The 14,744-nt window shown below is 34.6% G+C and carries 14 protein-coding genes and 1 pseudogene; 11 read left to right on the forward strand and 4 right to left on the reverse strand.

Features of this window, described 5'->3' with window-relative positions; translation table 11 throughout:
• Nucleotides 1–81 precede the first annotated feature (81 nt).
• Nucleotides 82–2,820 (forward strand): cation-transporting P-type ATPase, encoded by a 2,739-nt coding sequence (locus DL91_RS04600; RefSeq protein WP_048190438.1) that lies wholly within the window; start codon nt 82–84, stop codon nt 2,818–2,820.
• Nucleotides 2,821–2,912: 92 nt separating this feature from the next.
• Nucleotides 2,913–3,059 carry a hypothetical protein gene (locus DL91_RS13820; protein ID WP_197050596.1) on the forward strand — a complete coding sequence of 49 codons (147 nt, stop codon included), beginning with the start codon at nt 2,913–2,915 and terminating at the stop codon, nt 3,057–3,059.
• Between the two features lie 77 nt (nt 3,060–3,136).
• Here DL91_RS13820 and katG read toward each other — a convergent pair whose 3' ends face one another.
• A complete protein-coding gene (gene katG / locus DL91_RS04605) occupies nt 3,137–5,311 on the reverse strand; it encodes a catalase/peroxidase HPI (RefSeq protein ID WP_048190439.1) in 2,175 nt (724 codons plus the stop codon).
• 663 nt (nt 5,312–5,974) lie between these two features.
• Between katG and DL91_RS04610 the strand changes: the two genes are divergently transcribed.
• Together DL91_RS04610 and DL91_RS14355 are read left to right on the forward strand one after the other, a co-directional pair.
• Entirely contained in the window at nt 5,975–6,418 is a 444-nt protein-coding gene (locus DL91_RS04610; protein ID WP_048190440.1) for a hypothetical protein, read from the forward strand.
• 265 nt (nt 6,419–6,683) lie between these two features.
• Entirely contained in the window at nt 6,684–6,818 is a 135-nt protein-coding gene (locus DL91_RS14355; RefSeq protein ID WP_255343922.1) for a hypothetical protein, read from the forward strand.
• A gap of 205 nt (nt 6,819–7,023) precedes the next feature.
• On the opposite strand, the pseudogene DL91_RS04620 reads toward DL91_RS14355, so the two are convergent.
• Together DL91_RS04620 and DL91_RS04625 are read right to left on the reverse strand one after the other, a co-directional pair.
• A pseudogene (locus DL91_RS04620) lies at nt 7,024–8,247 on the reverse strand (MFS transporter); the annotation flags it as partial.
• A gap of 343 nt (nt 8,248–8,590) precedes the next feature.
• Nucleotides 8,591–8,860 carry a hypothetical protein gene (locus DL91_RS04625; protein ID WP_048190442.1) on the reverse strand — a complete coding sequence of 90 codons (270 nt, stop codon included), beginning with the start codon at nt 8,858–8,860 and terminating at the stop codon, nt 8,591–8,593.
• A 704-nt stretch (nt 8,861–9,564) separates the two neighbouring features.
• Between DL91_RS04625 and DL91_RS13510 the strand changes: the two genes are divergently transcribed.
• From DL91_RS13510 to DL91_RS04655, 6 genes are all read left to right on the forward strand, one after another.
• Nucleotides 9,565–9,885, forward strand: a complete 321-nt coding sequence (locus tag DL91_RS13510; protein ID WP_156095994.1) for a hypothetical protein — start codon at nt 9,565–9,567, stop codon at nt 9,883–9,885.
• A 53-nt stretch (nt 9,886–9,938) separates the two neighbouring features.
• Complete coding sequence (locus tag DL91_RS04635) at nt 9,939–10,550, forward strand: V4R domain-containing protein (protein ID WP_048190444.1); 612 nt, start codon at nt 9,939–9,941, stop codon at nt 10,548–10,550.
• Between the two features lie 154 nt (nt 10,551–10,704).
• A complete protein-coding gene (locus DL91_RS04640; RefSeq protein WP_048190445.1) occupies nt 10,705–11,082 on the forward strand; it encodes a roadblock/LC7 domain-containing protein in 378 nt (125 codons plus the stop codon).
• 5 nt (nt 11,083–11,087) lie between these two features.
• Nucleotides 11,088–12,263 carry an ATPase domain-containing protein gene (locus tag DL91_RS04645; protein ID WP_048190446.1) on the forward strand — a complete coding sequence of 392 codons (1,176 nt, stop codon included), beginning with the start codon at nt 11,088–11,090 and terminating at the stop codon, nt 12,261–12,263.
• A gap of 2 nt (nt 12,264–12,265) precedes the next feature.
• The gene (locus DL91_RS04650) at nt 12,266–12,967 is read left to right on the forward strand and encodes an RAD55 family ATPase (protein ID WP_048190447.1); all 702 of its coding nucleotides are present in this window, start codon (nt 12,266–12,268) and stop codon (nt 12,965–12,967) included.
• Nucleotides 12,968–13,022: 55 nt separating this feature from the next.
• Nucleotides 13,023–13,742, forward strand: coding sequence for an RAD55 family ATPase (locus DL91_RS04655; RefSeq protein WP_048190448.1), 720 nt, complete (start codon nt 13,023–13,025; stop codon nt 13,740–13,742).
• A gap of 31 nt (nt 13,743–13,773) precedes the next feature.
• On the opposite strand, the gene DL91_RS04660 is transcribed toward DL91_RS04655, so the two are convergent.
• A complete protein-coding gene (locus tag DL91_RS04660; protein ID WP_048190449.1) occupies nt 13,774–14,334 on the reverse strand; it encodes a PAS domain S-box protein in 561 nt (186 codons plus the stop codon).
• A 202-nt stretch (nt 14,335–14,536) separates the two neighbouring features.
• Here DL91_RS04660 and DL91_RS13515 point away from each other — a divergent pair, with 202 nt between their 5' ends.
• Nucleotides 14,537–14,713, forward strand: a complete 177-nt coding sequence (locus DL91_RS13515) for a hypothetical protein (protein ID WP_156095996.1) — start codon at nt 14,537–14,539, stop codon at nt 14,711–14,713.
• Nucleotides 14,714–14,744: the final 31 nt, after the last annotated feature.

Consider the following 14,744-nt stretch of genomic DNA (forward strand, 5'->3'; position numbering starts at 1 on the left):
TATAATCTAATATTTATTTCAGAAACTCTATAAAATTTGTTAACAACATCATTTTATTTAAGTTATACAAGTTTTAAAAAAATGAAATTTAAAACATTACCTCCGGAAGATATTTACAGTGAATTAAACACTTCAAAAAGTGGTTTAAATCCTGAAGAAGTCGAAAAACGTTTAACAGAGTATGGGTTGAACCAGATCGAAGAAGTTAAGCAAAAGCCTTTAATTTTGAAATTTGTTGCTAATCTATATCAGCTACTAGCCTTACTCTTGTGGGGTGCCAGTGCCCTTGCATTTATTAGTGGAACACCCCAGTTAGGATTTGCAATTATTGCTGTGATAATAATTAATGCTATTTTTAGTTTTTGGCAAGAATTCGAGGCAGAAAAAGCTGTTGCTGCCCTAAAAAAAATTTTACCATCAACTGCAAAAGTGATAAGACAGGGCAAAGAGATGGAAGTATTAGCTTCACAATTGGTTCCCGGGGACATACTCATCCTTGAAGAAGGGGACAATATTTCAGCGGATGCCAGATTAGTTGAGGCGTATCAAATGAAAGTTGATAGCTCAACTCTAACCGGTGAATCTAAACCTGTTAGAAAAATTGCAGATCCAGAAGAAAATGATGATGAATCCATAGTTAACTCGTTTAATTTGGTTCTAGCAGGTACAAATGTTTCATCTGGATCCGGTAAAGCTGTTATATTTGCTACTGGTATAAATACTGAATTTAACAAGATTGCATCTTTAACTCAAGAGGTCAAGGAAGAACCAAGTCCTCTTCAAAATCAGCTAGCCCGTTTAACTCAAATAATTGCACTTATCGCGATTTTAATGGGTGTTGTACTTTTCTTTCTCAACATTTATGTTGTTAAACTTAGCCTTTCCATTGCCTTTTTATTTGCTATAGGTCTTACAGTGGCCAATGTTCCTGAAGGTCTTCTTCCAACAGTTACCCTGGCATTAGCGGCTTCTGTGAAGAAGATGGTTGGTAAAAATGCGTTGATAAAACGTCTTTCAAGTGTTGAAACTCTCGGCTCAACAAATATCATATGTACAGATAAAACAGGAACGCTCACCAAGAATCAGATGACCGTACGTAAGATATGGATACCCTACGATGTTATCGATGTTTCTGGAGCGGGTTATGATCCTGAAGGAGATTTTCTTCAAGATGGTGGCGAAGTATGTCACAAAGATGTATTAGAACTCAAACTTTTAATGAGATCAGCCACATTTGCAAACGATGCTAAATTAGTTTCTCCATCAAAACCTGGTGAAAGTTGGAAAATATATGGTGATCCAACGGAAGCATCATTACTTGTTGCTGCACGTAAAAATGGTTTTGACTGGGAGAGTGAATTGGAAAAAAATCCACGAATATTTGAACTTCCTTTTGATTCCAAACGAAAATCAATGAGTTCAATACATAATGTTGATGATAAAAAGGTAGCGTACATCAAAGGAGCCCCAAAAAAGATTATAAGACTCTGTAATGAAATTTCTGTTGAAGGAGCTCCAATAATCTTCAGTGAAGAAGTAAAAGAACAAGTAATAAATGAACATGACAAACTTGCTGCATCTGGACTTAGAATTCTTGGAATGGCCTATAAAAATCTTCCATCAGATTTTGATGATTATAATCCGGATTCTGTTGAAAAAGATATGATATTTCTTGGGATGATGGCAATGCAAGATCCTCCCCGTCCAGAAGTACTTCCTGCCGTTGCTGACTGCCACAAAGCAGGTATAAGAATAATAATGATTACCGGTGATTATGGCCTTACAGCCCGTTCAATAGCCCATGAAGTAGGAATTGTGGATAATAAAACTTGTAGGATAGTTAAGGGTAAAGAATTAACAACAATGAGTGATGATGAGTTGAAAGAACTTTTAAAATCTAATGAAGACATTATATTTGCACGTGCAGTACCAGAGCATAAGATGAGAATAGCATCTGTATTAGAGGACATGGATGAGATTGTTGCTATGACTGGTGATGGTGTAAATGATGCACCAGCATTAAGAAAGGCAGATATAGGTGTTGCAATGGGTATAACAGGGACAGATGTAGCAAAAGAAGCATCTGACATGATACTTACCGATGATAATTTTGCAACCATAGTCTCAGCAATTAAGGAAGGAAGAACAATATATGAGAATATCAGAAAGTTCATAACCTATATTTTCGCTCATGAAACTGCTGAAATTATCCCATTTATTCTTCTGGTAATCTTTAAAATACCACTGCCAATAACTGTAATGCAGATTCTTGCAATTGATCTGGGAACAGATACTTTACCTGCATTAGCACTAGGGATGGGTCCTTCAGAGTCTGATGTTATGGATAGACCACCTAGGCCAAGAAATGAAAGACTTCTAAACTTTGGAGTAATTTGGAGAGGTTACATATTTTTGGGGCTAATTGAAGCAGTACTGGTAATGTCCGGATATTTCTGGGTTTTGTTTTCTGGAGGATGGACTTTAGGACAGTCCCTACCATTCACTGATCCACTTTACTTAGAAGCAACTACCATGGTATTTGTTGGAATTGTTACATCTCAAATAGGAAACTTACTTGGATGTCAGACAACAAGAACCTCAACTTTTAAGGTGGGTGTTTTTAAAAACAAGTGGATAATTCGTGGAATAGTATTTGAAGTCGCTGTAATGCTTTCAATAGTGTACATCCCATATCTCCAGGGCATATTCGGAACAACGACACTTGGAATTTATCAATGGTTGTATGTTATAAGTTTCATACCTATAATGTTCTTTGCAGAGGAATTAAGGAAGTATATAGTGAGAAGAATTAATAAATAATTTTTAATTTAATTTGAACCAACTTTTATCTTTATTTTGAAATAGTTTTTTTTAAATCATTTTATTTATCTGTTAAAATATAAAATAATTATATGGTAGATGAAGAATTAAAAAAGAAGAAAGAACTTGAAAAGGAAATGGAAAGAAAGATTAATCGTATGATAATCTTGGGTGTTGTTATTCTTCTTCTAGTTGTAATTCTTGTCGGTATTCTGATTCGTACACGGCCCTTTCTCTAAAATAATCATTTCACCCTATTTTTTAGCGCGAAACACCATTGACACTAAAAGACCAAAACAATATCATGCCCTTATTTTCATGATAAGTCCAGGTCGAACCGGTCCAGGTTCATGACCTTGTTCCATGCAGTTATAAAGTCTTGCAGGAACTTCTCTGAGGAATCCTCACATGCGTAGAACTCCGATAACGCCCGAAGCTGAGAGTTTGAACCGAAGATGAGGTCGACACGAGTACCAGTCCACTTGAGTTCACCTGTTACCCGGTCATGCCCCTCGAACAAATTATCGTCTTCCGCGGATGCATTCCATACTGTTCTCATTTCAAGCAAATTCACAAAGAAATCATTGGTAAGCGTTTCGGGATGTTTAGTAAAGACACCATGCTGAGATTGTTCAAAGTTAATATTCAGGACACGTAAGCCACCAATGAGAACCGTCATCTCAGGAACAGTCAATGTCAACAATTGTGCTTTGTCCACCAGCAATTCTTCAGGCCTAACTGTGTTTCGATTCTTCTGATAGTTACGGAATCCGTCTGTTTCTGATTCAAGTACAGCAAATGATTTCACATCGGTCTGTTCCTGCAAAGCATCCATACGTCCAGGTGAGAATGGTACAGTTACATCATGACCAGCATTTTTCCCTGCATTCTCAACACCAACACAACCAGCTAAAACTATTAGATCAGCCAGCGAAACCTTTTTGTCTCCCAACTGGGCTTTGTTAAATTCCCTCTGTATGCTTTCGAGCATCTCGAGCACTTTGGATAGCTGGGCTGGTTGGTTGACTTCCCAATCCTTCTGCGGTGCAAGACGAATGCGGGCCCCATTGGCACCACCACGCTTGTCCGAACCGCGGAAGGTAGACGCCGAGGCCCAAGCAGTTGAAACCAACTCTGATACTGACAGACCAGAATCCAATATCCTGTCCTTAAGGGTGGTGATGTCTTTTTCATCAATCAGTTCGTGATTAACTGAGGGGATGGGGTCTTGCCAGATGAGCTCATCATCCGGTACTTCTGGTCCGAGATAACGTGTCCGCGGACCCATATCACGGTGGGTCAGTTTGAACCATGCACGGGCAAATGCGTCATCAAGTTGATCTGGGTTCTCATAGAAACGCCTTGAGATCTTTTCGTAGATAGGGTCGAACCGTAAAGAGAGGTCCGTGGTCAGCATGCCGGGCGCGCGACGCTTTGACTGGTCGTGTGGATCTGGCACTGTATCAGAGCCTTCGTCCCCCTTCGGTGTCCACTGGTATGCACCGGCTGGGCTCTTTGTCAGCTCCCATTCGTAGTTGAATAATATCCTGAAATAGTTGTTGTCCCACTTTGTTGGTGTATTGGTCCAGATGAGTTCAGGACCGGCGGTAATTGTGTCGTTGCCTTTACCTTTGCCGAAGCTGCTCTTCCAGCCCAAGCCTTGCTCCTCAATGCCTGCAGCTTCAGGCTCCGGACCCACATGTGAAGTGTCACCTGCGCCGTGAGTCTTACCAAAAGCATGGCCACCTGCAATTAGAGCAACTGTTTCCTCATCGTTCATTGCCATACGACTGAAACTCTCTCGGATATCTTGTGCCGCAGCGATTGGATCAGGTTTGCCGTTAGGGCCTTCAGGATTTACATAAATCAACCCCATCTGAACCGCGGCGAGGGGATTTTCGAGTTCACGATCACCGGTGTAGCGCTTGTCTCCAAGCCATTCGCTTTCGGAACCCCAGTATATGTCTTTTTCTGGTTCCCAGATGTCCTCACGCCCACCACCGAAACCGAAGGTTTTTAAACCCATTGATTCCAAGGCGACATTGCCTGCGAGAATCATCAGGTCGGCCCAGGAAATTTTCCGGCCGTATTTTTGCTTGATCGGCCAGAGTAGTCGGCGTGCTTTGTCGAGATTGGCATTGTCAGGCCAGCTGCTGAGAGGTGCAAGGCGTTGGCTGCCGTGACCTGCGCCTCCGCGGCCATCACCGATTCGATATGTGCCTGCGCTGTGCCATGCCATACGAATTAATAGAGGTCCATAGTGGCCGAAGTCTGCTGGCCACCAATCCTGTGACTTCGTCATCAGTTCAAGGAGGTCCTTTTTCAGGGTCTCGAAGTCAAGGCTCTTGAATTCTTTAGCGTAGTTGAAACCCTCACCCATAGGATTGGACTTCGAGGAATGCTGACGCAGGATATCGAGATTCAACTGGTTCGGCCACCAGTCAAGATTCGTCATGCCGCTTCTAACAGTTTGTTTACTATTTTCATCCATAATTACCCCTCTCTTTTTTCCATTTTTAATTAATCTATTTAATTTTACAAAACCTTCTCATAAATCTCTAATTGTGCTATTCGTTCGGTTCTTGATAGGGATTCATATTATAATTTCAGTTATTTGCATAGACTCGTAGTCCATAAAGTTTTCTTTTATATTTATATAGGCTTAGAGAATAATAAATTTACCGTTTTAAAGAGTTTGGCATCTAGAAAAGGTTTTAAATTGGTCTGACTCTAAACTTAACTGAATATATAATTTAATAGCTTATATTCCTCTTATCCCGTTCAATAACATTCTAACTGACATTTTCAACCTATATTTAATTGAAACAAATTTAATTAGCATTTCAAAATTCCTTAGTATTATATACAAAGAATAGTTTGGTATATTATATGTACAAAGAATTAAAAGGGGCTACACTGCTTTGGCATCAATAATTTGCAGCAAAAAAAATAATAAGAAAAAATGAAATAAAAAAATAAATAGAAACATATAAATATTTAAACTTTTACATTATAAAGTACAAATGTAATGAAGGAGTTTGAATCGTGACAAAAGAATAAATCTTGATTATATCTTTCTGTTTATTAGTACAACCTCCAATAAACGCTATTAAATCGCTTGAATTTTAATATAAAACGTGAGATGTGAATTAGTATGAACAAAATAATGAAACTCGCACCAATATTATTGTTTTTAATAGTGATATTTGCTATAACACCAGCATCAGCAACTATTCATGAGAGTACCAACATAAAGGGTTTAAAAGATGTAACAATCCATCAAGGAGAAAATTTTACAGAAAATCTACAGGTAGTTTTTGATGGTATTTTAGGGGAACGTGGCATACGTTGTATGCCACAATATTCCGTTCATATAAGTATTTATCATCAAAATGGTGTTGAAGCATACTACAAATTTATACAAAAACCCCGAGCTTGGGGGAATAAATTAAATATCTATTCTGATCTCTTATCCGAAGGAACGTATCTTATGACAGTAACATTTGACGGAGATAATAGTCCATATAGATTTAAGGTTTATGATCCTTGCAATGAATCACCAACACTCACAGTTTTACCAAAGGAAAGCAAGACATAGGAATCAAAAAAAAAACTATTAAAATATAGTCTGCAGATATTCTTTTTTAATCATTAAATATTGAGTGAAAATTAAATTAAAAATAAATTGATAAGTGAAAAAGATATGAAAAAGATATAAAAGTTGTTCCAATAATATTGATTTTGGCGATACTGTTGTTATAACCCCAGTATCAGCATCATTTCCTCATTATAAGACTACCCATATACACGGCATGAAAAATGTAACAGCACATAAAGGGGAAAAATTCACCCTGAGCTTAAAGGTGGTATTTAAAGGTCTTGGAGAACGTGGTATAAGTATTGTCGATAGGGATGCCTTTTATTTGGATATTTATGATAAATTTCCTTTTCCAATACACTATCCCATATATATCCAAGTGCCATTGGAACAGATGTAACAATTGATACTTCCGACTTTAAACCAGGAACATATAGAATAACAGCATCTTTCGGAGGAGAAAAGTGGTTATTTAAGGGTATTCGACCCATCCTTTAAAAAACTTATCTCACAGTTTTACCATAAAAAAAGCAATTCAATAAAACGCTTTTCCCATCGTATAATAAACTCATATAGTAGCCCGGTAAAAATTAATTTTTATTTTTTTAATCTTTAAATATTGATGTGAAAATTCCAATTGCACTTAAAACAGCAATTGCAACCAAGGAAAATCTAAGGCTTATAATTAGTTCTGGATAATTAGATGGTATAATTTGTGCATTTCCTATAATAGTAGAAATAATTATCATTACTATGCCCATTGCGAATATCTGTCCAGTGGATCTCATATTACTTAAAGTAGCGCTTGCAACTCCAAAATACTTTTTATCAACCGAACTCATGACCATCTTAGTATTTGAAGAATAGAATAAACCTATACCTGTTCCAAAAATTATAAGAGAGATTGCTCCTAGATATGAAGCATTTCCAAAATTAATTAATGTCATAAGGGCTACACCCATGGTTGTTATCAACATCCCGATAGTTGATACATTTCCAGGATCGATTTTATCTGCTAATCTTCCTGCAAAAGGAGATACAATAACCATCATAATTGATTGAATGGATACAATTAGACCAGCAGTAAGAGGGCCATAACCTTTTAAATACTGTAAATAGAGGGATAGAATAAAACCTACCGATACAAATGCACCGTAATTTATGAAGGCAGTGATGTTTCCAAAGGTGAAACTTTTACTTTTAAATAAATCTAAATTAATCAAAGGAAAAGTAACTCTTTTTTCCACTAAATAAAACAATGAAAGTCCAATTATTCCCCCAACTACAAGAAACAGACTGTACTTGTTGGTAAAATCTGAAAAACCATAAATTATGGTTATAAAAGATATACCTAACAGAAATGATCCTAAAATATCTAATTTTTCCCCATCTGCATCTATCCATTCATGTTTAAACCTTGTGATGGAATAGGCTGCTATTATTCCAATAACAGTATCTAAATAAAATAAGGATCTCCATCCCAAAATTTCAGTAATAGCCCCTCCAAGTATTGGTCCAATTATTAATCCTACAAATACACCCATTGATGTTAGTCCAAATGCCCTGCCTCTTTCATTTTCGGGAAAGGCTGATGATATCATGGCATTTAAATTGGCGAATATCATTGCGTTTCCTATAGCTTGAAAAATCCTGATAAAAAGGAACATTTCTCCAGAAGTAGAGAAAGCGGATATAAATGAGCTTGCAGTGAAAATGATTAATCCATATTGAAAGATTCGTTTTCGCCCATAGATATCCCCAATCCTACCAAATGGAATGTATAGTATGGCATTAACAAGCAGATAAATTGTTGATATCCATGTTAAAAATACAGCAGATAAATCAAATTCAGTGGCTAAAGAGGTAGTGCCAAATTAATGGATGAACGAACAAACGGTGTAAGAAACGATACTAAAATTCCCACTATTAACAAATCTTTTTTAAGGTCTTTGTAATCCATAGATTTAACCCGCTAACAAAAAAATTTTAACTGAAATTGATTAATTATTAGGTGATTTTTATTATATGTTTTTTTCCAATTTGTTATTGGGGATGTTGTATTTCATCTTTATTCGTACATCATTGGTTTTTGTTTTAATAAATAGCGTCTAATTAGCCAGTGGATACTTCAACTAGTGGGGGATAAATACAGTTACTCTATTTTAAGTTATTCTATTTTAATTTCCATGTTCTATAAATGAACAATGTACCAATTACAAAGTTTATTATTGCAACTAGAATTAGTTCAGGTCCTTGAGCTGAACTTACAGTAATTCCTAGAGGTCCTGTTAAATTAAATAGTTCTACTATTCCTATAATCCATAACAATATTCCAACTATATATATTGCTATAAAACTTTTTGTTAAATATATTGCAATTGCAAATAGAATAAAAATTACTCCAATTTCAGGAAGAGAAAATAAAAGACTTAAATTCCCCATATTGCCACAATAATACTGGTTCTTTTTATCCATTTTTGACGTTCATCAACTGGTTTTACTGTTCGGTTATTATTTTTAACATCATCTTCCAAAAATATTCCTCCTAAGTTTTTATTAATAATATATAGATCAATATTAATAAACTTTAAACTTTAAGAAACAGTTATTAAGAGATTTAATATTATTTTCTTCAATTGGGGAATTTGGGACTTATTTTGAATGTAAATCCCTTATTGAAAAAATTCAAGTTTATAACCTGTTTGAAATTATAAATAAAAACAATAAATATGCTATTAACAATATATATAACAATATATCAGGGGGGATAGAATTGTGACCATTGAAATATTTATCATATTCCTAGTAGTTCATTTGTTGGCTCTTATTATAGGAATTTTGTTACTTTATTATTCATTGTTGCTATTGCGACGATTGAAAAGTGAAGATTTTGCTCTTTCAATGATCTTAAAATGAAAAAAAAATAATTAAAATCCTATTTGTACTGGTAATAGGTTCCCTATTATTCTTTATTGGACAGATATATTCTAGTTATGTCAATTATTTCGCGCTCAGTGACCTAACTATGGCTGTCACCCCCTCATTATCAATAAAATATGTTTTGGTGAATTTGGTTAGAATTATATATTCAATTGTGCTACTGTATTTTGTTTATGGACTACAAAATATACTAAAAGGGGAGAACAATGATTAAATATTTTATATTTTTTACTTTATTGCTGTTTGCTTTGATGTTTATTTTCCCATTACTGCTCTATTTAAATGTTTTAAAATATAAAAGGGCAGCATTAGGGCTTTTAGTATCCCAAAAAGACCAGAGTATTAGAACATTCAAGTTCTTTGCATTTGCTATGATTTTATATGTTGTCAGTGTGTTCATTTTGATTTTAGTCGATATATCCCCACTGGTATTTTTAAGTATTATTTTCGTCATTGTCAGTACTATCCTGGCCATAATCTTAATTTATGTTTACTACAAACTTTACAAAATTACAAAAATTAGATAAAAATAAATAGGAAGAATATTTTAAATAAAAAGATAGAATTCTGGAGTATAACCATGAAGGAAATGGAATTTGAGAAAGCAATTGATTTTTATCGTTTACTAGCAAAAGAAGAGATGAAGAATGAAAAAATCGTTAATGGAACAATTATTGGTCCAAGATCTAAAGTTAAAATGAAAAATTTGGATATGAATGACATACTCCATCCTTCAAGACAGTTTCTAGGTAAAGATGCCGGTGAAAATTTAGATAGTGTGTATGTGAGCACTTTTAGGATAGGGCATTTTAATCTGCCTGAGCAACTGGCTTCTAGGGGTCAGGGAACAACATTTGTTGGTGGAATGGAATTTGGATCCAATTTGGTTAAGCAGAATATAATTAAAAGTTTAGAAGACCTTAGATTATTATTAGCTGATTACAAGATGGGTATTGTTGATGTATTTAATGAAAAACAGGAAGATGGTGAAAAAACTATGGATATAAGGGTTTATGAGTGTATTGAATGTGTTGATTTACCCAATATAGGCAAACCCTTATGTTATTTCGAAGCAGGTATTATTACAGGTGTTCTTAAAGAGATTACAAAAAAAGATGTGATAGCTGAAGAGAAACGATGTTGGACTAGTGGGTTTTCTTTCTGTCAATTTGATGTAAAAATTAAGGACTAAAATTAAACATAATTCCGATTAGATAATGTAATATATCTATTTATATAGCTAATAGATTTATTCAAAACAATTTGTCTAATTAACTATCCAAAACAGTCAGATTTAAAATAATTCCAAAAATTTATCTTGGAAAAAAATTTATGAGGTAATAAATATGGGCAAAACTAAAAAGGATAGGTTGGATGATGTGCTTACAGGTCTCATGCAAGTAGGCCAGATTAAAGCTTGTGGTATTGTATCTAAGGAAGGTCTCTTAATTAATTCAAGGACACCTCCTGATGTTGATGCCAGAATATTTTCTGCACTTTGTTCAACAATAATGGGTGCTGGAGAGGCAGCATCAGGACAGCTTGGAACAGGAATAGTTAGTCAAATTTCTGTTACAACTGAAAAAGGAACTATTGTACTCATTCCTGCAGGTTCAAAGGCTATATTAACAGTTTTAACTGATCCTGAAGCTCAACTTGGACTTATATTCATTGAGATTGAAACACGTGCTGCGCAGGTAGATGAAATCCTACGGGAGATGTAAGAGTTATGAAAAAAACTCACATTCCAAAACTTGACGACTTCCTAGGTGGTGGAATTCCCAGTGGATCATCCATACTATTTTGTGCTGTTCCTGGAGTCGAATGTGAAGCCTTTGGATATCAAATCCTCAACGGGATAATAGAAGATGGAAATAAAGGTTTTATATTTACCAATGTGGCTGAACCACACAACATAATATATGAATTCAGCAGATATGGATGGAACCTTGAACAGTATATTGAAGAGGAAAAGGCTTTCTTTGTTGATGGAAGTTCACAATTTTTAGGAGTACCGCCCATGGGTAAATATTCTATTGATGAATTATCCCATATAGAAGGAGTTGTCCTTAAAGCGATAGAAGATGTTCCCTATGGTGTTGGAGTTATAAATAATTTATCAACACTCATTGATTATCTTGATGAGGATAAAGTATTAGAGGTCATGGGCATATGGAATGAATGCGCAAGGCAAAAGGATGTTATTTTAGTCTATATTTTCACCAAATGGGACTACAATCCAAAATTCATAGATTCAATAAAGAATAGTGTGGATTGTGTGGTTAGTTTAAAAAGTATAGAAGAAAGGGTTATAATAGGTCAGGGATTCATGGTTACAACTGCATCATGGACACAGCCTCAACATAATTTGGTTCTATTTTTCGTTTTACAGCCTGGTGGCGTAAAAATATATATTCCCAAAATTCTTGTCACAGGCCCATACAACGCGGGAAAATCGAGTTTTGTTAAAGCAGTATCAAAAGAATCTGTATCTGTTGATAGAATGGCTTTAGAAAAGTTTCCAACTACCATTGCCATGGATATTGGCCATATTGATCACAAAGGTTTCATTGCAGATGTATTCGGCACTCCCGGTCAGGAACGTTTTGATTTAATGTTGGATGTCCTGGCCAAGGAATCTGTTGGTGCATTTATTTTAGTTGACTCTACTGCACCACAAACATTTGCAAGGGCTAAGGAAATGATAAATAAAACCCAGGCCGAAGCCATTCCCAAGGTAATTGTAGCCAACAAACAGGACTTGCCAGATGCCATGGAACCTGAAAAAATAAGAGAAGCAATGAAGCTTGATAGAAGCATTCCAATAATCCCCACTGCAGTAAAAATGAATAAAGGTGTGGAAGAATCATTAGACACTCTTTTAAATCTTTTATACGGAGATTAATAATGATACCTTGTATTGAATCTGGAATCCCGGGTTTTGACGAACTTACAAGTTCGGATACATTAACCGGCGGAATACCGGAGAATTCCTCAACTTTAGTATACGGGCCTCCAAAAACAGGTAAAACAATATTCTGCAACCAATTTGCATACAAAGGACTTTTTATACAAGAACCATGCCTATATATCACTACAGACCTTGGGATTAAACAGTTAGAAATTAATATGCTGGAATTTTTATTGCCCATCGAAAAATTCATTGATGATAATAGTCTTTATGTAATTGATACTATAACCGATGTGAGTAATGGATTGCCAATAGAATCTGAAACAATTATATTTTCACACAACAACAATCCAACAGATATTATGGTTAAGGTTGGTTCTGCAGTAAATTATGTCACCAAAGAAAATTTGAGATTCAGATCTGTATTAGATTCTTCTGTGAGTCTCCTTGGATATAACGATTACATGTTGATAGTACGTGTTTTAAAGGCTTATTTAATGAGAATTAATGAATTTGGTGGGACTCCAATAATTACTTACACAGAAGACGCAGTTGATAAGAGAGTGGAAACAATGCTCAAATCCTTGGTTGACAATATTATAAGGTTAGATGGGAAAAATTTAACTGTTGAAGCTATGAAAGGTATTGGAAAAAGAAGTTCACCCTACCAAATAACAAGCAAAGGTATTGAGTTATGAATAAAATTTTAGAATCAATTAAAACATAAATTTACTCTTAAAGAGGTTACAATCCATGATTGAAGTTATTGAATCTGGAATTCCAGGATTTGACGAAATCACAGTTTCAAAAAGTATATCTGGGGGAATTCCCAAAAATGGAACCACTTTAATATATGGTCCTCCAAAAACAGGTAAAACAATATTCTGCAACCAATTCACATACCATGGACTTTCAAAAGAAGAACCTTGTCTTTATATAACAGTTGATTATGGTATAAAACAACTTAAAAGTAATATGATGGACTTCCAGTGGTTAATACAGAACTATATCCAAAATCAATCATTGTATATAATAGATGGAATTTCAAAACTTTCTGGTGCAAAATTGGATGATACTAACAACTATAAAGTCTCATCAGCAAATAATCCTGCTGATATAATGGTTAAAGTTGGTATTGGAACAAGATCTGTATACAAAAAATCTAAACATTTCAGATCAGTACTAGATTCAATAAATACACTGATTGAATTCAACCCGGAACAGATGGTTTTACGAGTCTTAAAGGCATATTTAAGACGAATCAGCGAAGCAGGTGGTACGGGTATCATTTCTTACACAGAGGGTGTTGCGGATCCAGAAACAGAAAATCTGTTGAAATCACTTTTTGACCACACAATAAGGTTAGATGGTGAAAATTTATTGATAGAATACACTTTAGAAGATTATGAAGTTCATACCTTTGAATCATCCTACAAAATAACAGATAAAGGACTTGTAGTTGGTAAAATATAGTTGAATAAGATTGAATGAATAATAATATTTTTTAGGGTTTGTTCATTTCTTGTAATATTTCATTTGAGACTTTTAGGAACTTTTCTACAATATATCGATATTTTTCTTCACTTTTTTTAACTGCTTCTTCTGATTTTTTTCTTTCGCTTATGTCTCTGATTATTGCTGAGAAATATGTTGTCTCATTGGATTTCCAGGTAGAAAGTGACATTTCAAAGGGGAATGTTGTTTCATCTTTTTTTAAACCCGTTGTCTGGACAGTTTTACCAAGAAGTTTGTGTTTTCCGGTTGTTTTATACTCTTTTAATTGTTTTAGATAAGGTTTTTTAAATCTATCTGGCATTAATATTGTTAAATTTTTTCCTGTTAACTCGTTTGTGGAGAATCCAAACATATTTTTTAAAATTTTATTAAAAAACAAAATATTTCCTTCATCATCAGTTGTAACAATTCCATCATTAGCAGACTCTGCAAAGGTTCTAAAACGTTGTTCACTTTTTTTAAGAGCCCTTTGTGTGGTCTTGCAACGTTCTATTTCTTTTTTCATTTCAGCTATTTCGCCACGGAGTTGATCTTCAGTTTCCTTTGACATTGTTATATAACCCCAAACAATAAATTCTTTAAATAATTTTGAACTAGTTTATTATATGGTAATAGGTTAGTAATAAAATATTATAAATTACTATAATTAGGACTAATTCTTTACCAAATAAGTTATATTATACCATTATGTAATATTATTTGATATGGACCTATAAATATTAAAAACTACTACTACACTCAAAATATAGCAATTGACGATGCTGGCAACCAATACCAATATACATTCAGAACTAACAATAGACACAATACCACCTAAGGTATCTCTAACAACACCAACAAACCTTAAGACAGGAATTAGCAAAACGGGCACCATAATCCTTAAATTGACCGAAGACATCAAATCCTATTCATTTAATAAAATACCATAAATAGATGAAGAATTGAAAGATAATTTAGGAA

Origin of the sequence: Methanobacterium sp. SMA-27 (assembly GCF_000744455.1) — an archaeon.
Taxonomy (GTDB): Archaea; Methanobacteriota; Methanobacteria; order Methanobacteriales; family Methanobacteriaceae; genus Methanobacterium_B.